Annotated in this window: 23 protein-coding genes; 9 read left to right on the top strand and 14 right to left on the bottom strand. The window is 64.6% G+C overall.

Annotated elements, in window-relative coordinates; genetic code table 11:
* Positions 1–37: 37 nt before the first annotated feature.
* The 5 genes from ACQZF9_RS11640 to ACQZF9_RS11620 are packed head-to-tail and all read right to left on the bottom strand — an operon-like array spanning position 38 to position 5,232.
* Complete coding sequence (locus ACQZF9_RS11640) at positions 38–1,276, bottom strand: aminotransferase class V-fold PLP-dependent enzyme (protein WP_428309141.1); 1,239 nt, start codon at positions 1,274–1,276, stop codon at positions 38–40.
* On the bottom strand, positions 1,273–2,463 hold the full coding sequence (gene sufD, locus ACQZF9_RS11635; RefSeq protein WP_428309140.1) for a Fe-S cluster assembly protein SufD: 1,191 nt from the start codon (positions 2,461–2,463) through the stop codon (positions 1,273–1,275). The genes ACQZF9_RS11640 and sufD overlap by 4 nt, the downstream gene beginning before the upstream one ends.
* A complete protein-coding gene (gene sufC, locus ACQZF9_RS11630; RefSeq protein WP_428309139.1) occupies positions 2,460–3,203 on the bottom strand; it encodes a Fe-S cluster assembly ATPase SufC in 744 nt (247 codons plus the stop codon). The genes sufD and sufC overlap by 4 nt, the downstream gene beginning before the upstream one ends.
* Positions 3,204–3,236: 33 nt before the next feature.
* Positions 3,237–4,694, bottom strand: coding sequence for a Fe-S cluster assembly protein SufB (gene sufB / locus ACQZF9_RS11625; RefSeq protein ID WP_428309138.1), 1,458 nt, complete (start codon positions 4,692–4,694; stop codon positions 3,237–3,239).
* A gap of 37 nt (positions 4,695–4,731) precedes the next feature.
* Complete coding sequence (locus ACQZF9_RS11620) at positions 4,732–5,232, bottom strand: SUF system Fe-S cluster assembly regulator (protein WP_428309137.1); 501 nt, start codon at positions 5,230–5,232, stop codon at positions 4,732–4,734.
* A 98-nt stretch (positions 5,233–5,330) separates the two neighbouring features.
* On the opposite strand from ACQZF9_RS11620, the gene ACQZF9_RS11615 reads away from it, so the two are divergent.
* Entirely contained in the window at positions 5,331–5,636 is a 306-nt protein-coding gene (locus ACQZF9_RS11615) for a WYL domain-containing protein (protein WP_428309136.1), read from the top strand.
* A gap of 11 nt (positions 5,637–5,647) precedes the next feature.
* Here ACQZF9_RS11615 and ACQZF9_RS11610 read toward each other — a convergent pair whose 3' ends face one another.
* The 7 genes from ACQZF9_RS11610 to ACQZF9_RS11580 all read right to left on the bottom strand — a co-directional run bounded on the left by ACQZF9_RS11610 (position 5,648) and on the right by ACQZF9_RS11580 (position 15,656).
* Positions 5,648–6,982 carry a hypothetical protein gene (locus tag ACQZF9_RS11610; RefSeq protein WP_428309135.1) on the bottom strand — a complete coding sequence of 445 codons (1,335 nt, stop codon included), beginning with the start codon at positions 6,980–6,982 and terminating at the stop codon, positions 5,648–5,650.
* Between the two features lie 22 nt (positions 6,983–7,004).
* Complete coding sequence (locus ACQZF9_RS11605) at positions 7,005–7,442, bottom strand: PIN domain-containing protein (protein WP_428309134.1); 438 nt, start codon at positions 7,440–7,442, stop codon at positions 7,005–7,007.
* Entirely contained in the window at positions 7,439–7,708 is a 270-nt protein-coding gene (locus ACQZF9_RS11600; RefSeq protein ID WP_428309133.1) for an AbrB/MazE/SpoVT family DNA-binding domain-containing protein, read from the bottom strand. The genes ACQZF9_RS11605 and ACQZF9_RS11600 overlap by 4 nt, the downstream gene beginning before the upstream one ends.
* A gap of 92 nt (positions 7,709–7,800) precedes the next feature.
* Positions 7,801–10,464 carry an aconitate hydratase AcnA gene (gene acnA / locus ACQZF9_RS11595; protein ID WP_428309132.1) on the bottom strand — a complete coding sequence of 888 codons (2,664 nt, stop codon included), beginning with the start codon at positions 10,462–10,464 and terminating at the stop codon, positions 7,801–7,803.
* A 229-nt stretch (positions 10,465–10,693) separates the two neighbouring features.
* Positions 10,694–13,288 carry a bifunctional aconitate hydratase 2/2-methylisocitrate dehydratase gene (gene acnB / locus ACQZF9_RS11590; protein WP_428309131.1) on the bottom strand — a complete coding sequence of 865 codons (2,595 nt, stop codon included), beginning with the start codon at positions 13,286–13,288 and terminating at the stop codon, positions 10,694–10,696.
* A 205-nt stretch (positions 13,289–13,493) separates the two neighbouring features.
* Positions 13,494–14,777 (bottom strand): HlyC/CorC family transporter, encoded by a 1,284-nt coding sequence (locus tag ACQZF9_RS11585; RefSeq protein WP_428309130.1) that lies wholly within the window; start codon positions 14,775–14,777, stop codon positions 13,494–13,496.
* 72 nt (positions 14,778–14,849) lie between these two features.
* The gene (locus ACQZF9_RS11580) at positions 14,850–15,656 is read right to left on the bottom strand and encodes a cytochrome C assembly family protein (RefSeq protein ID WP_428309129.1); all 807 of its coding nucleotides are present in this window, start codon (positions 15,654–15,656) and stop codon (positions 14,850–14,852) included.
* Between the two features lie 151 nt (positions 15,657–15,807).
* Here ACQZF9_RS11580 and ACQZF9_RS11575 point away from each other — a divergent pair, with 151 nt between their 5' ends.
* The 8 genes from ACQZF9_RS11575 (at position 15,808) to htpG (ending at position 22,986) form a co-directional block, all read left to right on the top strand.
* Complete coding sequence (locus ACQZF9_RS11575; RefSeq protein WP_428309128.1) at positions 15,808–16,542, top strand: 3',5'-cyclic-nucleotide phosphodiesterase; 735 nt, start codon at positions 15,808–15,810, stop codon at positions 16,540–16,542.
* A gap of 58 nt (positions 16,543–16,600) precedes the next feature.
* A complete protein-coding gene (gene ffh, locus ACQZF9_RS11570) occupies positions 16,601–17,965 on the top strand; it encodes a signal recognition particle protein (RefSeq protein ID WP_428309127.1) in 1,365 nt (454 codons plus the stop codon).
* Between the two features lie 211 nt (positions 17,966–18,176).
* The gene (locus tag ACQZF9_RS11565) at positions 18,177–18,674 is read left to right on the top strand and encodes a TlpA family protein disulfide reductase (RefSeq protein ID WP_428309126.1); all 498 of its coding nucleotides are present in this window, start codon (positions 18,177–18,179) and stop codon (positions 18,672–18,674) included.
* Positions 18,675–18,836: 162 nt separating this feature from the next.
* On the top strand, positions 18,837–19,094 hold the full coding sequence (rpsP, locus tag ACQZF9_RS11560) for a 30S ribosomal protein S16 (protein ID WP_428309125.1): 258 nt from the start codon (positions 18,837–18,839) through the stop codon (positions 19,092–19,094).
* 22 nt (positions 19,095–19,116) lie between these two features.
* Positions 19,117–19,632 carry a ribosome maturation factor RimM gene (rimM, locus tag ACQZF9_RS11555; protein ID WP_428309124.1) on the top strand — a complete coding sequence of 172 codons (516 nt, stop codon included), beginning with the start codon at positions 19,117–19,119 and terminating at the stop codon, positions 19,630–19,632.
* A 138-nt stretch (positions 19,633–19,770) separates the two neighbouring features.
* On the top strand, positions 19,771–20,511 hold the full coding sequence (gene trmD, locus ACQZF9_RS11550) for a tRNA (guanosine(37)-N1)-methyltransferase TrmD (protein WP_428309123.1): 741 nt from the start codon (positions 19,771–19,773) through the stop codon (positions 20,509–20,511).
* Positions 20,512–20,527: 16 nt separating this feature from the next.
* The gene (gene rplS, locus ACQZF9_RS11545; protein ID WP_428309122.1) at positions 20,528–20,875 is read left to right on the top strand and encodes a 50S ribosomal protein L19; all 348 of its coding nucleotides are present in this window, start codon (positions 20,528–20,530) and stop codon (positions 20,873–20,875) included.
* 248 nt (positions 20,876–21,123) lie between these two features.
* Positions 21,124–22,986: a molecular chaperone HtpG gene (gene htpG / locus ACQZF9_RS11540; RefSeq protein WP_428309121.1), complete on the top strand. Its 1,863-nt coding sequence runs from the start codon at positions 21,124–21,126 to the stop codon at positions 22,984–22,986.
* A gap of 126 nt (positions 22,987–23,112) precedes the next feature.
* Here htpG and ACQZF9_RS11535 read toward each other — a convergent pair whose 3' ends face one another.
* Both ACQZF9_RS11535 and ACQZF9_RS11530 read right to left on the bottom strand, forming a co-directional pair.
* On the bottom strand, positions 23,113–23,586 hold the full coding sequence (locus tag ACQZF9_RS11535) for a C40 family peptidase (protein ID WP_428309120.1): 474 nt from the start codon (positions 23,584–23,586) through the stop codon (positions 23,113–23,115).
* Positions 23,587–23,590: 4 nt separating this feature from the next.
* On the bottom strand, positions 23,591–24,202 hold the full coding sequence (locus tag ACQZF9_RS11530; protein WP_428309119.1) for a glutathione S-transferase family protein: 612 nt from the start codon (positions 24,200–24,202) through the stop codon (positions 23,591–23,593).
* Positions 24,203–24,286 lie beyond the last annotated feature (84 nt).

Here is a 24,286-nt window from a genome sequence, read left to right as displayed (position 1 = left end):
TGCCGTCGGGCGGATTCCCTGTCCGCCCGGAGCGCGATCAACTTAGCAGTCGGGCGGCTTTTTTCAGCGCCGCTGCGAGCTGATCGATGTCGTCGCGGCCGTTGTAGACCGCCAGCGAGGCACGCACCGTCGCCGGTACGCCGAAGCGCTCCATCAGCGGCATCGTGCAGTGGTGGCCGGTGCGCACCGCGACGCCTTCCTGATCGAGGATGGAACCGACGTCGTGCGGATGCGCCTGATCGAGCACGAAGGAGAGGATGCCGGCCTTGTCGGCGGCGGTGCCGATCAGCCGGAGCCCGGGGATGCCCATCAGTGCCTCGGTGCCGTACTCGAGCAGTTCGTGCTCGTGCGCGGCGATCGCGGCCAGGCCGACGCCGCTGATCCAGTCCAGCGCCGCGGCGAAGCCGATGGCACCACTGATGTCGGGCGTGCCGGCCTCGAACTTGTACGGCACCTCGTTCCAGGTACTGCCGCCGAAGCTGACCGTGCGGATCATGTCGCCGCCGCCCTGCCAGGGCTGCATCGCCTCCAGATGCTCACGACGCGCCCACAGCATGCCGAAGCCGGTCGGGCCATAGGCCTTGTGCGCCGAGCAGCAATAGAAGTCCGCGCCCAGTGTCGCCAGGTCGACTTGTGTATGCGCGATCGCCTGCGCGCCGTCGACCAGCACCGGAATGCCGCGTGCCTTGGCCTCGGCCACCATCTCGGCGATCGGGTTGATCGTGCCCAGCGAGTTCGACACCTGCACCACGGCGACGAGCCGGGTGCGCGGGCTCAGCAGCGCGCGCCAGGCATCGAGATCGAGGCTGCCGTCGTCGAGCACCGGCGCGGCCACGGTCTTCGCGCCGGCGAGCTGCCAGGGCACGATGTTGGAGTGGTGTTCCATGCCGGTCACCAGCACTTCGTCGCCCGGCTGCAGCCGCGGTTGCAGGAAGCTGCGCGCGACCAGGTTGATGCTCTCGGTGGTGCCGCGGGTGAACACGATCTGCTCGCGCGCGGTGTTGAAGAACGCGGCGATGCGGTCGCGCGCGGCTTCGTAGCGCGTGGTCGCGCGCGCGGCCAGTTCATGCACCGCGCGATGCACGTTCGCGTTCGCATGACGGTAGTAATCGTCGAGCGCGTGCAGCACCGCTTCGGGTTTTTGCGTGGTCGCCGCGTTGTCCAGATAGGCCAGGCGCTTGCCGTGAATCACTTCGCCCAGGATCGGGAACTGCGCGCGGATCGCGTCCAGTTGCAGAGCCGGCTGCAGTAGCGGCGGTGCGGTGAAGTCGTTCATGCCATCAGTCCTTCGACCAGTCCCTCGTACGCTGCCGATCCGGGCAGGCGGCCGGCGAGGCGGCGTTCCATCTCGACGCGGGCATCGTCGGTGGCGACGCGCGACAGCACCTCGTGCGCGAACGCGAACAGCAGCAGGTTGCGCGCGGTGTCGGCGTCGAGGCCGCGCGAGCGCAGGTAGTACAGCGCCATCTCGTCGAGCTGGCCGCAGGTGGCGCCGTGCGCGCACTTGACGTCGTCGGCGTAGATTTCCAGCTCGGGCTTGGCGTTGATTTCGGCGCCCGGCGACAGCAGCAGCGAGGCCAGATTCTGCTCCGAGTCGGTTTTCTGCGCCGCCTTCTCGACGACGATGCGGCCGTTGAACACCGCATGCGCGCGGCCGGCGACCAGGCCGCGGAATACTTCGCGGCTGGTGGTGTGCGGTGCCTGATGCAGGATGCGCGTATGCGTGTCGACGTGCGTATTGCCGCTGGGGGCGAACACACCATGCACTTCGGCGTAGGCGCCGGGTTCGGCGAGTTGCACGTTCAGATCGTGACGCACCAGGCCGCCGCCCAGATCGAGGCCGACGTATTCCAGCCGCGCATCGCGGCCGACCCGGATCTGGCTGCGGAACAGGTCGTTGGCGTTGGCGCCGGCGTCCTGGATACGTAGCAGTCGCAGCCGCGCATTGGCGCCGATTTCCACTTCGAGCACGCCGGTGGAAAGCGTCGCGCTGTCGTCGCCGCGTGTATCGATCAGCAGCGTCGCTTCGGCGCCGGCTTCCAGCACCAGGCGATGGCGCAGATGGCTCATCGCGCCGCCGGATTGCAGGCTCAGCAGATGTAAGGGCTCGGCTTTTTGATTGCGTGGGACCTGCAGATCCAGCCCATCGCGAGTCAGCGCTGCATTCAATGCGGTGACGCCATCGTCTGCGAGCAGCGCTTCCGGTGTGCGCGCCTCACCGCTCTGGCGCTGTCCATTGACGAACACCAGGCGCTGCCAGTTCTGCAGCGTCCGGTCGTCGAGCGCAGCCGCCGCGCCACCCGCAAAGCTCGCATCGTTCAGCGCGCTGAGATCGGTGTAGCGCCAGTCTTCTTCGCGCTTGCTCGGAAAGCCTTTCGCGACGAACCGTTCCCAGGCGCCGGCGCGCGCGGCGCGCAGCGACTCCGGCAGCTGTTCCCAGGCGTTTCGGTAGGCTGAGCTCACGCCGCCTCCAGCCAGCCGTAGCCGCGCTCTTCGAGTTCGAGTGCGAATTCCGGGCCGCCGGATTTGACGATCCGGCCTTGGGCCAGCACGTGGACGAAGTCCGGCTTCACGTAATCGAGCAGGCGCTGGTAATGCGTCACCAGGATCACCGAGCGCTCCGGTGAACGCATGGCATTGATGCCGTCGCTGACCATCTTCAGCGCGTCGATGTCGAGGCCGGAATCGGTTTCGTCGAGCACCATCAGCTTCGGTTGCAGGACCAGCATCTGCAGGATCTCGTTGCGCTTCTTCTCGCCGCCGGAAAAACCCTCGTTGACACCGCGCTGCAGCATCTCCGGTTTGATGCCGACTTTCTTGACCTGCTGGCGCACGAAGGCGAGAAAGTCGGTGGCTTCGATTTCGGATTCGCCGCGACGCTTGCGCTGCGCGTTCAATGCGGCTTTCAGGAAGTACATGTTCGACACGCCGGGAATTTCCACCGGGTACTGAAAGCCGAGGAAGACGCCGGCCGCGGCTCGCTCCTCGGTTTCAAGCTCCAGCAGGTTGCGGCCATCGAACGTCACCGAGCCCTGCGTGCATTCGTAGCCTTCGCGGCCGGCCAGCACATGGCCGAGCGTGGACTTGCCGGCGCCATTGGGGCCCATGATGGCGTGCACTTCACCGGGATTCACGGTGAGGTTCAGGCCTTTCAGGATTTCTTTGTCGCCGACTTTGGCGTGAAGATTGTCGATGTTCAGCATGATGTTTTTCTTTGTCCTTTGTGGCGGTCGGCTTCAGCCGACGGCGCCTTCCAGCGAAACCTGCAGCAGTTTCTGCGCTTCCACCGCGAATTCCATCGGCAGTTCCTTGAACACGTCCTTGCAGAAGCCGTTGACGATCATCGATACCGCGTCTTCCTCGCTCAGACCGCGCGAGCGCGCGTAGTACAGCTGGTCTTCGCCGATCTTCGACGTCGTCGCTTCGTGCTCGAGCCGGGCGCTCTTGTTGCGCACTTCGGTGTACGGGAAGGTGTGCGCGCCGCATTCCGAGCCGATCAGCAGCGAATCGCACTGCGTGTAGTTGCGCGCGTTCTCGGCCGAAGCCAGGATGCGCACCAGGCCGCGATAGCTCTGCTCGCCACGGCCAGCGGAAATGCCTTTGGAGATGATCGTCGAGCGCGTGTTCTTGCCGACGTGGATCATCTTGGTGCCGGTGTCGGCCTGCTGGCGGTTGTTGGTCAGCGCCACCGAGTAGAACTCGCCGACGCTGTCGTCGCCGCGCAGGATGCAGCTCGGGTACTTCCAGGTGATTGCCGAGCCGGTCTCGACCTGCGTCCAGGAAATCTTGCTGCGCGGGCCGCGGCAGTCACCGCGCTTGGTGACGAAGTTGTAGATGCCGCCGATGCCGTTCTCGTCGCCCGGATACCAGTTCTGCACGGTCGAATACTTGATCGTCGCATCGTCCAGCGCCACCAGCTCGACCACCGCTGCATGTAGCTGATTCTCGTCGCGCTGCGGCGCGGTGCAGCCTTCCAGATACGATACGTGCGCGCCTTCTTCGCAAATGATGATGGTGCGCTCGAACTGGCCGGTGTTGCGCTCGTTGATGCGGAAGTAGGTGCTCAGCTCCATCGGGCAGCGCACGCCCTTGGGCACGAACACGAAGGAGCCGTCGGTGAACACCGCGGAATTCAGCGCCGCGTAGTAGTTGTCGCCGAACGGAACCACCGAGCCCAGGTATTTCTTCACCAGCTCCGGATACTCGTGCACGGCTTCGGAGATCGAGCAGAAGATCACGCCGGCTTTTTTCAGGCTCGCGCGGAACGTGGTGCCGACCGAGACCGAGTCGAACACCACGTCGACGGCGACGTTCTGCACGCCGGCCAGCATCTCCTGCTCGCGCAACGGAATGCCGAGTTTCTTGTAGGTTTCGAGCAGCTTCGGGTCGACCTCGTCCAGCGTCTTCGGCCGGTCCTTCATCGACTTCGGCGCGCTGAAATACGAGATCGCCTGGTAGTCGATCTTCGGATAATGCACATGCGCCCAGGTCGGCTCGGTCATTTTCAGCCAGCGCTGATAGGCCTTGAGCCGGAACGCGAGCAGCCATTCGGGCTCGTTTTTCTTCGCCGAGATCAGGCGGATGGTGTCTTCGGACAGGCCGGGCGGGGCGCTTTCGGATTCGACGTCGGTGATGAAGCCCGCTTCGTACTTGCGCGCTTTCACCAGGTCCTGCATTTCTTGGGTGGCTGCCATTAGGGTTGCCGTTGGTTTGTCTTGGAGGTTGCGGCGATCACTCGGGCGTCGGCCCGAGCGAGATGGATTTGCTACCACTGGCGGGCTTCGCACGAGGGTGGAAGGTCAGCGGATTTTCATTGCCGCCGCTGCGACGCAGCGGCGCCGCTATCTGCGCCAGGCTCACCGCTTCCAGCGCCTGGCGGATCGCGGTGTTGATCAGCCGCCAGTTGGCGCGCGTGCCGCAGCTGGTTTCGATATTGCAGCTGCCGCTATGGATCGAACATTGGGTGACCGCGATTGGCCCCTCGACCGCATCGACAACGTCGGCGACGGTGATCTGCTCGGCACTGCGCGTCAGCCGGTAGCCGCCCTGGGCGCCGCGCGTGGCGTCGATCAGCCCGGCCTTGCTCAACTGCTTCAGCAGCTTGGAGACGGTTGCCGCCGGCAGATGCGAGCGTTCTGCCAGATCCTGTGCGCTATGCAGCCGCGCCGGGTCGGCCGCGATCGCGGTCATCACGACCGTCGCGTAGTCCGTCAGTTTGGCGAGCTTGAGCATGGGAAATCCGGCTGTTGATTCATACAGGACTAAATTGGTCCGGATTGAATTTTAGACCCTCGACGCCGGTCATAACAAGGCCAAGGAGTCAGTTATCGATGAAGGACGCCGACAAAGCCGCTGTCATCGCCGCCGCGATCGAGCGGAAGTGCCGGCTGCAGCTCGACTACGACGCCTCATCGCGCGTGTTCGAGCCGCATACGCTGGGCGTTGATGCCAGCGGTTTGCTGATGGTCTGCGGCTATCAGGTTCGCGGCGGCAGCCGCACAGGGCAGAGCAGCGGCTGGAAGACGTTCAGCCTAGGGCGGGTCGGCGAGCTTGAGGTTCTGGAAGAGCACTTCGGACCGCATGCGGAATATCGGCACAACGATCCGGGCTTTGCGCGGATTGATGCGCAGCTTTGAAGCAGCCCGGGTCAATCCGGCAGCAACGGACTCGGCGTACGCGGCGTCGACAGCAGGTCGAAGAACGCGCGCCACTGCGCCCAGGTCGGCTCGTCCGCGCCGGCGGTGCGCTGCATGTAGTCGTGAATCACTTTTTCGCCGTACGAGTAATTGATGATGTAGGCGCCGTAGGTGTCGAAGAACTTCAGGCGCTGCTGCGCGCGCTCCGGCGTGGTCAGGCCGTAGGTCTGCAGCCAGTCGACGGTTTCTTCCAGGCTGGACGAGCCGTCGCGATAACGCCGCGCGGCTTCCAGTACCGCGTTGCCGCTGGGTTTTGCGGCCTCGTTGATCGCGTCGTAAGTCTCGACCTCGGCCGGATCGAAGCCGGCGAGTTCGAACAGCTGGCGCTCCAGTGCCAGCCGTTCGGCCGGCGGGAAGGCCATCGTCACGCCAAAATCGGCGGTGCCTTCGGCGATGAAGGATTGCGGCGAATACAGCGGATAAACCGTGAATTCCTTCCAGCCGCGGCCTTTCACCAGCTGGTCTTCGAGCAGCACGTTGTAGACGTGATGGCCGGGATAGCCTTCGTGCGAGGCCAGGCCGATGGCGCGCGAGACCGAGATCGGCTGATCGACGTTGACCTCGATCTTGCTCAGGTAATTGCCCTGGTACCAGTTGTAGGCGCTCCAGGGTTTGCCGTTCACCAATGACAGCTCGAAGCGCTCGCCTTCGGGCAGGCGGAAGTACTTCAGCGTGCGGGCGCGGGCGGCGTTGATCGCGAACGTCATCACCGCCTCGACCTTGTCGGCGGGGATCGCGTAGCGCTCGAGGTAGCGGTTGTAGCGCTGCGACACCGTGCCTTCGCCCGGCGGCAGTAGCTTGTCCAGCGCTGCCAGCATCGGCGAGAAATCCTCGCGGCCGTAGAACGGCGCGGAGACGTCGTACAGCGCCAGCGACTCGTCGTCGAAGCTCGGCTTCCAGTTGTCGAGCATGCGCGCCTTGGCCTCGAGCGCGCCGAGCTGATTGCGCAGGAAGCGCTTGCGCAGCGCCCACAGCTCCGGCGGTACGTTCGGATCGGCCGGCGCGGTTTCGATGTCCTTCTGTAGGCGCGCATTGAAGTTCAGGATCGCCAGCAGCGAGCGCTTCTGCTTCTTCTCGTCGTCCTGCCAGGCCTTGGGGCCGTAATAGGCGTCGACGTAATTCGGGTCATGCTCGCCCATTGCGAGCACCTGGCGCACGTAGCCTTCGGCGATCTTGTCCATGCTCAGCTGCGGTGGCGGGACCGCCTTGTGCGGTCCGGAAGAAGTGCAGGCGCCGAGCGCCGCGAGCGCGAGCATGCTGCTCAGCGCGATGATCCGATAGTTCACTCAATCTTCCTCAACGCCATTCTCAGGGCGGCAGTTCGATGCTCAGTGCGCCGGGCCGCGACAGCGCGGTGAAGTGGCGCACGTTCAGTGTATACAGCACGCCGGCCTTGGCTTTCTGCGCCGCCGCCAGATGCAGGAAATCGTACAGCGCACCGCCGCGGACGCCGGCGGTCGCCGTCTTGCCGAGGGCGCTCAACAGCTCGCGTGTACTCAGATCGATCGGCTTGAGCCGCGGCGCCAGCGACTGCTGGATCAGCTCGGCGGCCAGGGCGGGTGGCACACGCAGGCCGAGCTTGCCGCCGGTCAGGGTCGCGAAGGTCTCGGCCAGCGCATGACTCCAGATGCAGGCGCTCTTGCGGGCGAGCAGGCGCAGGCTGGCTTCGTGATGGGCCTCGTCTTCGACCAGCGCCGCGACCAGTACCGATGAATCCAGCAGCACGACACTGCCGCCAGCGCTCACCGGCGCGTGCCCCGTGCTTCCTGTTCACTGCGTTCGGCGGCGACCGCGGCCGCGGCGTCCACTGCCTTGCCGGTGGCGGCCAGCACCATCAGGCCGGCCTTGCGCACCGTTGCCGGTTGCTCTTCGTCGGACACCGGGATCAGTTCGAGGCGGCCGGCGACGACAGCGGCCTGCAATCGTGCGCCACCGCTGAGGTTGAGCCGCTGGCGAATCGCCTTCGGCAACACCAGACGGCCGCTGGCGTCCATGGAGATGGTGGTATTCATGGCAGGATCTTTACCATTGTTCCTGCCATGCGACAACTCGGGCAGGCCGTGCGCCCTACGAAAAGAGGGCGGCTTGCGCCGCCCTCTTTTGCTTAGGCTGCAGCCATCTGCCGCAGCATGTACTGCAGCACGCCGCCGTGGGCGTAGTACTCCCATTCCTTCGGCGTATTGATGCGCACCTTGGCCTTGAAGCTGACGGTTTTGCCGTCGGTCTTCTTCGCGGTCACGTCCAGCGTCGTCGCGCCGGCTTTGAGGCCGGCGAAGTCGAACACTTCGGTGCCGTCCAGGCCCAGGCTCGCGGCGGACTGGCCGTCGACGAAGTTCAGCGGCAGCACGCCCATGCCGACCAGGTTCGAGCGGTGAATGCGCTCGAAGCTCTCGGAGATCACCGCCTTGACGCCGAGCAGGATCGTGCCCTTGGCGGCCCAGTCGCGCGAGCTGCCGGTGCCGTATTCCTTGCCGGCCAGCACCACCAGCGGCACGTTCTCGGCCTTGTACTTCATCGCCACGTCGTAGATCGACTCGACCGGGCCGGCGGCGCCGTTGTAATGCTTGGACACGCCGCCCTCGACGCCCGGCGTCATCGCGTTCTTGATGCGGGTGTTGGCAAACGTGCCGCGCATCATGATTTCGTGGTTGCCGCGGCGTGAGCCGAAGCTGTTGAAATCGGCCTTGGCGACGCCGTGCTCTTCCAGGAACTTGCCGGCCGGGCCGTCCTTCTTGATATCGCCCGCCGGGCTGATGTGGTCGGTGGTGATCGAGTCGCCGAGCACCGCGAGCACGCGCGCGCCGCCGATCGGCTTGATGCCCGGCGGCGTCATCGTCATGCCCTCGAAGTACGGCGGGTTGGCGATGTAGGTGCTCTTGCTGTCCCAGGGATACGTCTCGGACTTGGCCACCTTGATGCCCTGCCAGCGCGCGTCGCCCTTGAGCACGTCGCCGTAGCTGGCCTTGAACAGGTCGGAAGTCACGGCCTTGGCGACCAGGTCGGAGATCTCCTTGTTGCTCGGCCAGATGTCTTTCAGGAACACGTCCTTGCCATCCTTGCTCTTGCCCAGCGGCTCGGACGACAGATCCAGGTCGGTGCTGCCGGCGATCGCATAGGCCACCACCAGCGGCGGCGAGGCGAGGTAGTTCATGCGCACGTCCTGATGGACGCGGCCTTCGAAGTTGCGATTGCCGGACAGCACCGCCGACACGCTCAGCGTGTTGTCCTGAATGCCCTTGCCGATGGGCTCGTCGAGCGGGCCGGAGTTGCCGATGCAGGTGGTGCAGCCGTAGGCGACGATGTTGAAGCCGAGATACTCCAGGTCTTCGATCAGGCCGGCTTTCTTCAGGTATTCGGTGACCGCCTTGGAGCCCGGCGCCAGCGAGGTCTTGACCCAGGGCTGGGTCTTCAGGCCGAGCGCGCGCGCCTTCTTGGCGAGCAGGCCGGCACCGATCAGCACGTTCGGGTTGGAGGTGTTGGTGCAGGAGGTGATCGCGGCGATGACGACGGCACCATCTTTCAGCTCGAAAGTCTGGCCCTTGTGCGAGACTGTGGCCGGGCCCTTGGACGGGCGCGCTTTCTGCTCGCCCTCGAAGGCCTTGCGGAAGTTGGCTTTGACGTCGGTCAGCAGCACGCGGTCCTGAGGGCGCTTGGGGCCGGCCATCGACGGCTGGATCGTGCCTAAGTCCAGGTGCAGCACGTCGGTGTATTCGGCCTCCGGCGCGTCCGGCGTCCACCACATGCCCTGGGCCTGCGCGTAGGCCTTGACGACGGCGACATGCTCATCGCTGCGGCCGGTCAGGCGCAGGTAGTTCAGTGTCTCTTCGTCGATCGGGAAGATGCCGCAGGTGGCGCCGTATTCCGGCGCCATGTTGCCGATGGTGTTGCGATCCGAAGCCGACAGGTTCGCCAGGCCCGGGCCAAAAAACTCGACGAACTTCTCGACCACGCCGCGCTTGCGCAGCGTCTCGGTCACGGTCAGCACCAGGTCGGTGGCGGTCGCGCCCTCGGCGAGCCTGCCGGTGACGCGTACGCCGATCACTTCAGGCATCAGCATCGACGAGGGCTGGCCGAGCATCGCGGCCTCGGCCTCGATGCCGCCGACGCCCCAGCCGAGCACGCCGATGCCGTTGACCATCGTCGTATGGCTGTCGGTGCCGAAGCAGCTGTCCGGATACAGCACGCCGGCGTCGTTCTCGAACACCACGCGCGCCAGATACTCGATGTTGACCTGGTGGACGATGCCGGTATCGGGCGGCACCGCCTTGAAGTTCTTCAGCGCCTCCTGGCCCCAGCGCAGGAAGGTGTAGCGTTCCTCGTTGCGCTGGAATTCGACCTTGGCGTTGAGGTCGAGTGCTTCCTTGGTGCCGTAGTGATCGATCATCACCGAGTGGTCGATGACCAGCTCGACCGGACACAGCGGATTGACCTTGCCCATGTCGCCGCCGAGGCTCTTCATGGCGTCGCGCATCGCCGCCAGGTCGACCACGCAGGGCACGCCGGTGAAGTCCTGCAGCACCACGCGCGCCGGCGTGAAGTCGATGTCCTTCGCCGGCAGGTTCTTGAAGTCCGCGCCGGCCAGCGCCTCGATGTGCTCGCGGGTGACGTTGGCGCCGTCCTCGAAGCGCAGCAGGTTTTCCAGCAGCACCTTGTACGAATAGGGCAGACGCGACAGCTTGTATTTCGGCTCCAGCGCTTTCAGGTTGAAGTACTGATAGCTCTTGGCGCCGACCTTGAGGCTGGCCTTGGATTGAAAGCTGTCCGTCATGATTCTTTTCTCCGTAGTACGGCCGTTGCCGGTGAGGCTGATGGGTGGTGGCCGTGGGGTTTAGAGGCAGCGCAGCCTGGCAGGTTCAGTTTTGTAGCCAGTATCACCCAGACAAGGCTGCGGCCATAAAAAAAGACCCGCAGACATCAGTCTGCGGGTCCGTAGTGTCACCGGCGGTTCCCCGACACGGCCTTAAGGGCGATATCGGGGCTCATGCCGTTTGCTCGCTTCAGGCCGTGGCCACCGACTTCGCGGTCTCGACGTATTCGTCGATCTGGTTGAAGTTCAGATACTGGTAGATCTGATCCGAAGCCTTGGTGACGATGCCCATTTCGGCCAGGTACTCCGCCACGGTCGGCAGCTTGCCCATCTTCGACGCGATCGCCGCCAGTTCCGCCGAGCCCAGGAACACGTTGGTGTTCTTGCCCAGGCGGTTCGGGAAGTTGCGGGTCGAGGTCGAGATCGCGGTGGCGCCTTCGCGCATCTGCGCCTGGTTGCCCATGCACAGCGAGCAGCCCGGCATTTCGGTGCGCGCACCGGCCGTGCCGAAGGTGTTGTAGACGCCCTCCTGGGTCAGCTTGGCGGCGTCCATCTTGGTCGGCGGCGCGACCCACAGGCGCGTCGGGATGTCCTTCTTGCCTTCCAGCAGTTTGCCGGCGGCGCGGAAGTGGCCGATGTTGGTCATGCACGAGCCGATGAAGACTTCGTCGATCTTGGTGCCGGCGACTTCGGACAGGAACTTGGCGTCGTCCGGATCGTTCGGGCAGCAGACGATCGGCTCCTTGATGTCGGCCAGGTCGATCTCGATCACGGCGGCGTACTCGGCGTCCTTGTCGGCTTCCAGCAGCGTCGGCGCGGCCAGCCAGTCCTGCATCTTCTTGATGCGGCGTTCCAAGGTGCGCGCGTCCTTGTAGCCGTTGGCGATCATGTTCTGCATGAGCACCACGTTGGACTTCATGTACTCGATCACCGGCTCCTTGTTGAGCTTGATCGTGCAGCCGGCGGCGGAGCGTTCGGCCGAAGCGTCGGACAGCTCGAACGCCTGCTCGACCTTGAGGTTGGGCAGACCTTCGATCTCCAGCACGCGGCCCGAGAACACGTTCTTCTTGCCCGCTTTGGCGACGGTCAGCAGACCGGCCTTGATCGCGTACAGCGGGATCGCGTGGACCAGATCGCGCAGCGTGACGCCGGGCTGCATCTCGCCCTTGAAGCGCACCAGCACCGATTCCGGCATGTCCAGCGGCATCACACCGGTGGCGGCGCCGAAGGCGACCAGGCCGGAGCCGGCCGGGAAGGAAATACCGATCGGGAAGCGCGTGTGCGAGTCGCCGCCGGTGCCGACCGTGTCGGGCAGCAGCAGGCGGTTGAGCCAGGAGTGGATCACGCCGTCGCCCGGGCGCAGCGCGACGCCGCCGCGGTTGCTGATGAAGTCGGGCAGGTCGCGATGGGTCTTGACGTCGACCGGTTTCGGATACGCGGCGGTGTGGCAGAACGACTGCATCACCAGATCGGCGGAGAAGCCGAGGCAGGCGAGATCCTTGAGCTCGTCGCGGGTCATCGGGCCGGTGGTGTCCTGGCTGCCGACCGTGGTCATCTTCGGCTCGCAGTAGGTGCCCGGGCGCACGCCCTGGCCTTCCGGCAGGCCGACCGCGCGGCCGACCATCTTCTGCGCCAGCGTGAAGCCGGCCTTGGTTTCGGCCGGCAGCGCCGGCAGACGGAACAAGGTGGAAGCGGGCAGGCCGAGGAATTCGCGAGCCTTGCCGGTCAGCGAACGGCCGATGATCAGGTTGATGCGGCCGCCGGCGCGCACTTCGTCGAACAGCACCTGGCTCTTGAGCTCGAACTCGACGGCCAGCTTGCCGTCCTTCTCGATCCTGCCTTCATACGGAAGAATATCGATGACGTCGCCCATCTCGAACTTGCTGACGTCGACTTCGATCGGCAGCGAGCCGGAGTCTTCCTGGGTGTTGAAGAAGATCGGCGCGATCTTGCCGCCGAGGGTGACGCCGCCGAAACGCTTGTTCGGCACGAACGGAATGTCTTCGCCGGTGGCCCAGATCACGCTATTGGTCGCGGACTTGCGCGAGGAGCCGGTGCCGACCACATCGCCAACGTAGGCAACAAGATGGCCCTTCTTCTTCAGGTCATCAATGAACTGCATCGGGCCGCGCTTGCCGTCTTCTTCCGGCTTGAAGGCCGCGTCCGAGCGCGTCATCTTCAGCATCGCGAGATAGTGCAAGGGGATATCCGGGCGGCTCCAGGCGTCCGGTGCCGGCGACAGGTCGTCGGTATTGGTTTCGCCGGGAACCTTGAACACGGTGACGGTGATCTTTTTGGCGACTTCCGGGCGGCTGGTGAACCACTCGGCGTCGGCCCAGGACTGGATCACGTTCTTGGCGTTGGCATTGCCGGCCTTGGCCAGCTCGGCGACGTCGTGGAAGAAGTCGAACATCAGCAGCGTCTTCTTCAGCGCTTCGGCGGCGACCGTGCCGACTTCGGCATCGCCGAGCAGGTCGATCAGCGGCTTGACGTTGTAGCCGCCGACCATCGTGCCCAGCAGCTCGGTGGCCTTGGCGCGGGAGATCAGCTTGCAGGGCAGCTCGCCGTCGGCGACCACGGTCAGGAACGAGGCCTTGACCTTGGCGGCGTCGTCCACGCCCGGCGGCACGCGGTGCGTCAGCAGATCCACCAGAAACGCTTCTTCGCCGGCCGGCGGGTTTTTGATCAGCTCGATCAGCTCGGCGGTCTGCTGGGCAGACAGCGGCAGCGGCGGGATACCGAGGGCGGAGCGTTCGGCAGCGTGTTGGCGATAGGCTTGCAGCATGGCGATGGTGGGTCCGGTTTGGGAAGAACGTTGAACGATGGCGCCGCAGCAGCGGTCCGATCCGGTGTGGTAGGGACCCTGGGCGCCGGCACGAGCCTGGCTGGCCTCGCTACCGTAGCTCGCCATGATAATTCAATCACCGTGCCGACATCATCCGCGGGGAGCAGAAAAGCGCGCGCCAACGCGCTTTTTGGCTGGATTGGCGCTAGGCCGCGATCGCGCGGCCGCGGCGCCCCGGCGTGATCCGCGCATCCTTGACCGCATTGGCCTGGGTTTCGGTGATCTCGAACAGGTAGCCGTCGATCTCGACCTGTCGGCCCGGTTGCGGGATCTGCTCGAGACGTTCCATGACCAGGCCGTTGACGGTCTTGGGCCCGTCCAGCGGCAGCTTCCAGCCGAGGCTGCGATTGAGGCTGCGCAGGGTCACCGAGCCGGCGACGCGGTAGCTGCCGTCGGCCTCGGGGAAGAAGCTCTTCACGCGCAGGCTGGGGTCGGTGGTGAATTCGCCGACCACTTCTTCGAGGATGTCGTCGAGCGTGACCAGGCCGCGGATGTCGCCGTACTCGTCGACGACGAAGCCCATGCGCCGCCGCTGGTTCTGGAAGTTGAGCAGCTGCTGGTTCAGCGGCGTGCCTTCGGGGATGAAGTAGGGCTCGCGCACGTATTCCATCAGCCCGTCCAGATCCAGCCGGTTCTCGGCCGCCAGGCGCATCAGCCGGCGCAGGTGCACCACGCCGAGCAGCTGGTCGATCGAGCCGCGATACACCGGTAGCCGGGTGTGCTGGCTTTCGATGATCTGGTGACGCACCTCGTCCCAGGGTTCGGAGACGTCGACGCCGACGATCTCGTTGCGCGGCACCATGATGTCCTCGACCGTGCTGTGCTCCAGGTCGAGGATCGACAGCAGCATCTTCTGGTGCCGCTGCGGGATCATCGCGCCGGCCTCGGCGACGACGGTGCGCAGCTCCTCGGCCGACAGCGAGTGCTGGGCCGCGTCCTCGGACGAGACGCCGAACAGCCGCAGGATGCGGTTGCCGATGATGTTGACCAGGTCGATCAGCCAGCCCATCGCACGCAGCAGCGGCCAGTAGACATAGGCGGCCGGCAGCGCGATGCGCTCGGGGTGGATCGCGCCCAGCGTTTTGGGCATCGACTCGGAGAAAATGAAGATCAGCAGCGCGGTGGCGACGGTGGCGATGACCACCGCGGTCTCGGGATCGCCGGTCAGGCGCAGCGCGATCGCCACCAGCAGCATCGGGATCAATGCCTGGGCGATATTGTTCAGCAGCAGGATCAGGCCGATCAGGCGATCGGGGCGGCGCAGCAGGTCCTGGGCCATCCTGGCGCCGCGCTCGCCCTGCTGCGCGCGATGGCGCAGGCGATAGCGGTTCAGCGTCATCAAGCCGGTCTCGGAGCCGGAGAAAAACCCCGACAACAGCAGGCACGCGATGAGCACGGCCACCAAAACAGCGAGGGGGATATCGTTCAAGCGCCAGGCGATCGTCCGTGAAGGCCTTGCCTTGTTACTGAATCCGGCCTGAAGCTGTCAACCGCGCATGCTTTAACTTGCGTTCCAAAGCCAATGTTTCTGAAGCACTTGTTCCAGAATAATCTTGGTGCCGAAGTAGGCCAGCGTCAGTAATCCATAGCCCGAGAGCGCCCAGCGGATCGCGATCCGGCCGCGCCAGCCATAGCGCCAGCGGCCCCACAGCAGCACGCCGAACACCAGCCAGGCGATGATCGACAGGATGGTCTTGTGCGCCAGATGCTGGGCCATCCAGTCGTCGATGAACCACAGCCCGGTCAGCAGGGTCAGCGACAGCAGGCCGAAGCCGACCGCGACCATCTGGAACAGCAGCCGCTCCATCATCTGCAGCGGCGGCAGGTGGCCGCTGCGCGAGGCGATCGCATGATTGCGCAGCAGCCGCTCCTGTATCGCCAGCGCTACCGCCTGCACCGCGGCCAGGGTCAGCACGCCGGCGGCGAGCAGTGAAATCAGGATATGCAGGCTGATCTTCCAGCTGAGCATGTCGACGTCGTTGACCGGCGACGGCCAGGCCGCGACGCAGGCGGCGGACAGCGCGGCCAGTGGATAGACCGCGATGCCGTTGACCGCCACCGGCTCGCGCCAGCTGAAGGCCCACAGCAGCATCGCCGACTGCCAGGCGAACAGCGACAGCGCCTCGGTGACGCCGATATGCAGGCCGGTGCCGTGCAGCAGCTGGCCGGACAACGCGCCGGCGTGGGCGATCAGCGCGATCGCCACGGTCCACGGCAGCGAGCGGCTGTCGCGCCAGGCCAGGTAACCGGCGCCGGCGTACAGGCTGACGGCCACGGCCGTCAGCGTCAGGGTGATCTGGGATGACATTCCGCGAGAATACCGTTTTTCACCGCATATTAAGTTTTGATTTGCATCTGCACGGCGCATGGAAGGGCTGATAGCATTCCGGGTTATCCAGTAGCGGGCCAGGCCGGGCGCGACCAGCATGCGGATCAGAGTCTTGGGGTGCAGCGGTGGCGTGGGGCCCGATCTGCGGACCACCAGCCTGCTGATCGACGATCGCATCCTGATCGATGCCGGCTCCGGCGTCGGTGACCTGTCGCTGGCCGAGATGAGCGCGATCAAGCAGATCTATCTGACGCATTCGCATCTCGACCACATCTGCGGCCTGGCCTTCATGGCCGACAACCTGTTCGACCTGGTCGAAGACCCGATCGTCGTCCACGCCTTGCCGGCGACCATCGCAGCGCTGCGGGCGCACATCTTCAACTGGGTGATCTGGCCGGATTTCACCGAGCTGCCGGACAAGCAGAATCCGATCATGAGCTTCAAGCCGGTCGAGCCGCTGGTTGCGGAGACCGCGCCGGGCTCGCTGCAGGTGACGCCGTTCCCGGTGCATCACACGGTGCCCGCGGTCGGCTACAGCGTGCTCGGCGACAGCGGCGTGTTCGCCTTCAGCGGCGACACCGCGGCCAGCGACACGCTGTGGACGCATCTGAACGCGCTGCCGCGGCTGGACAAGCTGATGATCGAAATCGCCTTTCCCGACGAGCAGGCCGAGCTGGGCGCGGCATCGAAGCATTTCACGCCGTCCTCGCTGGGCGAGCAGCTGCAGAAACTGCAGCACCGCCCGCTGCTGCTGCTGACCCATCACAAGCCCGGCAGCGAGGCGCTGATCGAGAGCCAGTGCGTGCGCGCGCTGGCCGGCTGGGACTATCACCATCTGCATCGCGGCGACCTCATCGAGATCTGAAGGCTGGCGCAGGCCTCGCGTACACTCCCGGTCCGTCATAGAAGGCAAGACTTAAACCGTGTTCGAGAATCTGACCTCCCGGCTGACCCGCGTCCTCGATTCGATCCGCGGGCAGGGCCGCCTGACCGAAGAGCAGATCAGCGCCGCCGCGCGCGAGCTGCGCATGGCGCTGCTGGAAGCCGACGTCGCGCTGCCGGTGATCAAGGACTTCATCGACAAGGTCAAGGAGCGCGCGCTCGGCGCCGAGATCACCACCTCGCTGACGCCGGGCCAGGCCTTCCTGCGCGTGGTGCAGAGCGAGCTGACGGCGACGCTAGGCGGCACCGCCGAGCCGCTGAACCTGCGGGCGCAGCCGCCGGCGGTGATCCTGATGGCCGGCCTGCAGGGTTCGGGCAAGACCACGACCACCGGCAAGCTGGCGCGGCGCCTCAAGGAGGACGACAAGAAGAATGTCATCGTCGTTTCCTGCGACGTCTACCGGCCGGCCGCGATCGAGCAGCTGCGCATCGTCGCCGCCGGCGTCGGCGTCGAATTCTTTCCGTCAGAAGTCGGCCAGTCGCCGGTGGCGATCGCCAACGCGGCGCTGGCGCATGCGCGCAAGCAGTACGCCGACGTGCTGATCGTCGACACCGCCGGCCGCACTACGGTCGACCGGGAAATGATGGCCGAGATCGCGCAGCTGCATGCCGCGCTGAACCCGGTCGAAACCCTGTTCGTCGTCGACTCGATGACCGGCCAGGACGCGGCCAAGACCGCGCGTGCCTTCGCCGACGCGCTGCCGCTGACCGGCGTGATCCTGACCAAGATCGACGGCGATTCGCGCGGCGGCGCCGCATTGTCGGTGCGCCAGGTCACCGGCCGGCCGATCAAGTTCCTCGGCGTCGGCGAGAAGTCCGACAAGCTCGAAGTCTTCCACCCGGACCGCATCGCCAATCGCATCATCGGTCAGGGCGACATGCTGTCGCTGATCGAAGAGACCGCGAAGAAAGTCGACGCCGAAAAAGCCGCCAAGCTCGCCAACAAGCTCAAGAGCAAGAAGAGCTTCGACCTGGAGGATTTCCGCGAGCAGATGCAGCAGGTGCAGAACATGGGCAGCATGGAATCGCTGATCGAGAAACTGCCCGGCGGCGCGCAGATCCAGGCGCAGATGAAGAACGTCAACACCGGCAAGGAAATGGGCAAGGTGATCGCGATCATCAACTCGATGACGCCGCAGGAGCGCAAGTTCCCCGATCTGATCAAGGCCTCGCGCAAGCGCCGCATCGCCGCCGGCAGCGGCGTGCAGGTACAGGACGTCAACAAGCTGATGCGCCAGTTCGAAACCACGCGCGACATGATGAAGAAGGTCATGAGCGGCGGCATGGCGAAGATGATGCGCGGGCTCGCCGGGCGCCTGCCGCCGGGCATGATGCCGCGGCGTTGATTCGCGTAGCGCACCAGCCTTAGAGAATGAGCGGCATCCACCACCCTCCGTTCGTCCCGAGTAGCCCGCTTCAGCGGGCGTATCGAGGGATCCAGTGCACTTGGATCCCTCGATACGCCGCAAGCGGCTACTCGGGACGAACGGAGGGTGGTGGTGGCGTCACGAAAAGGCGCTCTTTCAAATGAGGATCGCGCGCACTGCCCTCATCGCTTTGGCACTACTGACCAGCAGCGCCGCCCACGCCACCAAGCCCTTCGTCGTCGGCATCGGCGACCTGGCACCCGAAGCCGCCGGCATCGTGCTGCAGGGGCCCGTCGGAACCCGGCTGAGCACGCTGCGCGGCAAGGTCGTCCTGGTGGATTTCTGGGCCTCGTACTGTGGGCCGTGCCTGGAGTCGATGCCCGAACTCAACAAGATGCGCGACGAGCTGTTCGCCGAAGGCTACGCGCAGGATTTCGAAATCCTGTCGGTGGCAACGGACAACGAGGTCGCCAAGTCGCGGCGCTTCCTGGAGCGGGTCAAGGTCGATTTTCCGGTGGTTGCCGACCAGATCGGCATCGCCATCCAGACCTATAAACTGTGGCGGCTGCCGTCGGCCTATCTGGTGGATCGCAGCGGCCGGGTGCGGATGATCTACGCCGGCTACGGCAGTGGCTACACCGCCGAGGTCAAGGACCGGATTCTGGGCCTGCTGGCCAAGCCCAAGTAGGCCGGATGCGGCGCCCGGCGGGCGCGTTCGGGAAGCCGCTCGACACTTATTTGTGTCATTAGCTTCACATTTGCGCAGGAGCGGCTACAATACGCGCCCTTCGATGGCCCGGACCCGGGTCATCCGCGTGATTCTCGATGTTCCAAGAGGCTGGATTTAGGCATGGTAAAGATTCGTTTGGCTCGCGGCGGCGCCAAGAAGCGCCCGTTCTACCACGTTGTGGCGACCGAGAGCCGTAGCTCGCGCGACGGCCGTTTCATCGAGCGCCTGGGTTACTACAACCCCAGCGCCACCGGTGGCGAACAGAAGCTGGTGCTCGACCTGGCCCGCGTCGATCACTGGACCAAGAACGGCGCGCAGGTCTCCGAGCGCGTTGCGTTTCTGGTGAAGACCGCGCCGGCTGCCGTTCCGGCCGCCTAAGGTCCAAGGTCAGGAGTACGCCGTGCGGCGGCTGGTTCTGGGCCGCATCGCCGGCGTCTACGGTGTCAAGGGTTGGGTGAAGCTGCGCTCATCCACCCGGCCCATCGAAAACCTGCTGGATTACCCGCACTGGTGGCTGTTTCATCAGGGCCGTGAATTCGAGGCCACCTTGATCGAAGGCCGCATGCACGGCGACGGTCTGGTCGCGCAGATCAGCGACGAGCAGGGCAGGCCGATCGACGATCGCGATGTCGCCGCCGCACTGATCGGCGCCGAGATCCAGGTCGATCGTGACGAGCTGCCGGAGCCGGAAGAGGGCCAGTATTACTGGTTCGATCTGGTCGGCACCTTGGTTCGCAACGAGGAAGGCGTCGAGCTGGGCAGGGTCGTCGAGATGACCAGCAACGGCGCGCAGGATGTCATGGTGTTGAAGGACGGCGAAGTCGAAAGGCTGATCCCGTTCGTGAAGGGGCCGATCATCAAGTCGGTCGATCTGGATCAGGGTCTGATCGTTGCCGACTGGCAGCCGGATTTTTGAGATGGCATGCCATCTCAAAAATCAAAAGCGACAGAATGGTTTGATTGATCCGGCAATCGTCGGTAGCGGTAGAAGGAGTCGATCTGTCACGTCGCGCCAGCGGGTTGAACGCGCTGAGCCGATTGCCGGATCAACAAGATGAAAATCGAGGTGCTGACGCTGTTTCCGGAGCTGGTGGAACAGGTCGGATCGTTCGGCATGCCGAGGGTGGCGGTCGAGCAGGGTGCGCTGCAGTTGTCGATGAGGCAGCTGCGCGATTTCAGCGGGAACCGCTGGCGTCGTGTCGATGAGCGCACTTATGGCGGCGGACCGGGCATGGTGATCCAGGCCGAGCCGCTGACTCAGGCGATCGATGCGGCCAAGGCCGCGATCGGGCCTGAGGCGAAGGTCGTCAGTCTGTCGCCGCAGGGCGAGCGCTACGATCAGAGTTGGGCGGAGCGTCTGAGCCGCGAGCCGGGTTTGATTCTGGTTTGCGGTCGTTATGAAGGGATCGACGAGCGGGTCGCACCGCAAATCGATCTGGAGCTGTCGGTGGGTGATTTCGTGCTCAGCGGCGGCGAACTGGCAGCGATGCTGCTGGTCGACAGTATCGCCAGGCTGTTGCCGGGGGTGCTGGGACACGAGCAGTCGGCAGCGAGTGATTCGTTTTCGGACGGGTTGCTCGACCATCCGCACTATTCGCGGCCGGAAGTCTGGCGCGGGCAGTCGGTGCCGGAAGTGTTGATGAGCGGGGACCACGCGGCGATTCGTCGCTGGCGTCGCAAGCAGGGTCTGGAACGCACGCTGTTGCGGCGTCCGGATTTGCTGGATTCACTGAAGTTGGATGCGGAACAGATCAAACTGCTCCGTGAAATCATTACCGAGCAGTTGTACGAGTAGGAAGATAGACATGAGCATGAGCAAGATCATTCAGGCGATCGACGCCGAGCAGATGAGCAAGGTGGTTCCGGCGTTCAACCCGGGCGACACCGTTGAAGTCAAGGTCAAGGTCAAGGAAGGCGACCGCGAGCGTCTGCAGGCTTTCGAAGGCGTGGTCATTGCCAAGCGCTCGCGCGGCATCAACTCCGCGTTCACGGTTCGCAAGATCTCGCACGGCGAAGGCGTGGAACGCGTGTTCCAGACCTACAGCCCGCAGGTTGCCGAAATCTCCGTGAAGCGCCGCGGCGACGTCGTCCGCGCCAAGCTGTACTACCTGCGCAACCTGCAGGGCCGTGCCGCTCGCATCAAGGAAAAGCTGGGCTGAGCCGCTGGCGGCCAGACCCTGGCTGCCGCTCTCACTGATGGCTGACAAGGGCCCGCCCGGCTTGCCGGCGCGGGCTTTTTGCGTTGATGCGGTTTCGCCGGCAATCGATTGCGGCGTAGCCCGGGTGAAACCAGGGGGCTTTGCTGATCGCGCCATCCCGGGTTTCACCCGGGCTACTTGAACGTGTTGGTTACAGCCCCATCAATCGCAGCACATTGATTCTTTGGATTTAGGAGACCGTTTAGAACATGACCGCCGAACGCCACGAATTTCAGGCCGAAACGCGCTCGCTGCTGCGCCTGATGATCCACTCGATGTACTCGAACAAGGAAATCTTCCTGCGAGAGCTGGTCAGCAATGCCAGCGATGCCTGCGACAAGCTGCGCTTCACCGCGACGCAGAACCCGGAAGCGGTTGGCGACGTCGAGCTGGCAGTGGAGCTGATTCCCGACAAGTTCGCCGGCACCCTGACGGTGCGCGACAACGGCATCGGCATGACGCGCGAGGACGTGGTCGACAATCTCGGCACGATCGCGCGCTCCGGCACCAAGAAGTTCATGGAATCACTGTCCGGCGACCAGTCCAAGGACGCGCAGTTGATCGGCCAGTTCGGTGTCGGTTTCTACTCGGCGTTCATCGTCGCCGATCGCGTCACCGTGAAAACGCGGCGCTTCGACTCGACCGAATCCGTGGTCTGGGAATCGACCGGCGAAGGCGAATACACGATCGAGGCCGGCGACAAGGCCGAGCGCGGCACCGAAGTGATCCTGCATCTGCGTGACGACGAGAAGGAGTTTCTCGAAGACGAGCGCCTGTCCGAGATCGTGCGCAAGTATTCCGATCACATCGGCCTGCCGATCAAGCTGGTCAAGAGCGAAGGCGAGCCGGAGACCATCAACCAGGCGCGCGCACTGTGGACGCGGCCGAAGTCGGAAATCTCCGAGGACGACTACAAGAGCTTCTACGAGCACCTGAGCCACGACTACGAGCCGCCGCTGGCCTGGACGCATCAGAAAGTCGAAGGCAACCTCGAGTACACCTCGCTGCTGTACATCCCCCGACGCGCGCCTTTCGACCTGTGGGATCGCGAGCAGCAGCGCGGCGTGAAGCTCTACGTGAAGCGCGTTTTCATCATGGATCGCGCGGCCGAACTGCTGCCGCCGTATCTGCGCTTCGTGCGCGGCCTGGTCGACACCAGCGACCTGCCGCTGAACGTGTCGCGCGAAATCCTGCAGGGCAACCGCACCGTCGACAAGATCCGCGCGGCGCTGGTCAAGCGCGTGCTCGATCTGCTCGACGATCTGGCCGCGAACAAGCCCGACGACTTCAAGACGTTCTGGACACAGTTCGGCAAGGTGCTGAAGGAAGGCATCGTCGAGGACAACGCCAATCGCGAGCGCATCGCCAAGCTGCTGCGCTTTGCCAGCACGACGACGCCGGACGCGCAGAGCGTGTCGCTGGACGAATACGTCGCGCGCATGCCGCAAGGCCAGGAAAAGATCCTGTACCTCACCGGCGAATCGCCGAGCGCGCTGCGCAACAGCCCGCATCTGGAAGGCTTCCGCAAGGCCGGCTATGAGGTGCTGCTGCTGTCCGATCGCATCGACGAATGGGTCGTCGGCCATCTGACCGAATACCAGGGCAAGAAGCTCGAATCCGCCGCGCGGGGCGATGCGGAAGCTGCGGGCAAGATCGAGACGGCCGACAAGGCGCGTCACGAGACCGAATTCAAGCAGGTGCTGGAGCTGCTGCCGAAAGCCCTGAATTCGCGTATCGCCAGCGCGCGTGTTTCGGCTCGCCTGACCGAGTCGCCGTCGTGCCTGGTGGCGCCGGAACATGGCCTGTCGCGTCAGCTGCTGGAAATTCTCAAGCAGTCGGGCGAAAGCGCGCCCGACATCAAGCCGATTCTCGAGCTCAACGCCGAGCATCCGCTGGTCGAACGTCTGAAGGAAACCTCGGGCGACGAAACCGCGTTCGCCGATCTGGCCGAGATTCTGTACGGCCAGGCGGTGCTCGCCGAAGGCGGCCAGCTCGAAGACCCGGCCGGCTTCGTCAAGCGCCTCAACAAGCTGATCCTGGGGCAGGGCGGCAGCAAGATTCTGCTGGGCTAGCTATCGCGAAACGAAACGGCGGGTCACGCCTGTCCCATGTTTCTGCAGCTGTAGGAGCGGGCTTGCCCGCGATTGTGCCGGTCGGGCACCAGTCGCGGGCAAGCCCGCTCCTACAAATCAGGATGCTTACGGAATCACCCGCACCGCATCGACGAAGCGCTTGGTCCACGACGGATCGGAGACGCTGGCGACCAGCACTTTCCTGCCATTGACCGGCGCGTGTACGGCCTGACCTTCGCCGAGGTAGATCGCCACGTGATCGACTTTTGCGCCCCGTGAAAATCGATAGAACAGCAGGTCACCCGGCTGGGCTTCGTCGAGGTCGATGATCTTGCCGAAGGCGTGCTGCTCGCTGGTCGAGCGCGGGATGTCGACGCCGGATTGCGCGTAGACATAGCGCGCCAGGCCGCTGCAATCGAATCCTTCGGGCGTGGTGCCGCCGTAGACATAGGGCCGGCCGATCTGGCCCAGGGCTTCGAGCACGATTTCGCGGCGGGTTTCGCTGATTTCGGCCGGCGGCGCGCGATGACCGAAGTTCGCGCAACCGGTCAGAAACAACAGCGACAGCAGCAGCGGCGCTGCAACACGACGGAGCAGCAAAACCCTATACCACGGGCGGCTGGCTGCGGACCATCGAAGCCCGCTGGGCAAAGCCGGTGTACCAGTTCGCCAGCGCCTCGTGCGACTTGCGCCATTCCAGATAGGGCATGCGTAAATCCAGATATCCGAGCGCGACGCCGACACTGATTTCGACGATGCTCGGCGCCTCGGGTTCGAAGCCCGAAGTCTCGGTGTTGAGTATTTCCAGCGAGCGTGCGATCAACGCGGCCTGCCGGTCGAGGTAGGCGGTGTAGACGATGCTTTCGGGGCGTCGTTTCTCCATCACCGTGGCTACCGCTGCATCAATAATCCCGTTGGCGATCTTCTCGCAACGCAAAGCCGACCAGCGTTTGCTTCCGCGGGGAAGACCGGTCACACCGCGGCCGCGGGTCAGCAGGTATTCGATGATCAGGCTGGAATCGGGCAGGGTCTCGCCGCGCTCGGTGACCAGCACCGGAATCTTCGACAAGGGATTGACAGCCAGCAGCTCGGCCGGAGAGGAATGCGGATCGACGTTGATCTCGTCGATCAGGTCGGTGAGTCCCAGCTCTGCGGCTACCACCCGGACCTTGCGCGCATACGGCGACGTCGGGCTGCAGTAGAGCTTCATCTTCATCGATGCGGGATTCTTAGGAGCGCGGGATACGCGCGATCACCGAAGGCTGCCGGTACGGGCGGGTTTTGACAAGACTTGCCAAAT

The sequence above is a fragment of the Hydrocarboniphaga sp. genome (genome assembly GCF_965279055.1).
In the GTDB taxonomy this organism is placed as follows: Bacteria; Pseudomonadota; Gammaproteobacteria; order Nevskiales; family Nevskiaceae; genus Hydrocarboniphaga.
Note: the sequence above shows the minus strand (reverse complement) of the source record. Positions and strands in the feature narration are given on the sequence as shown.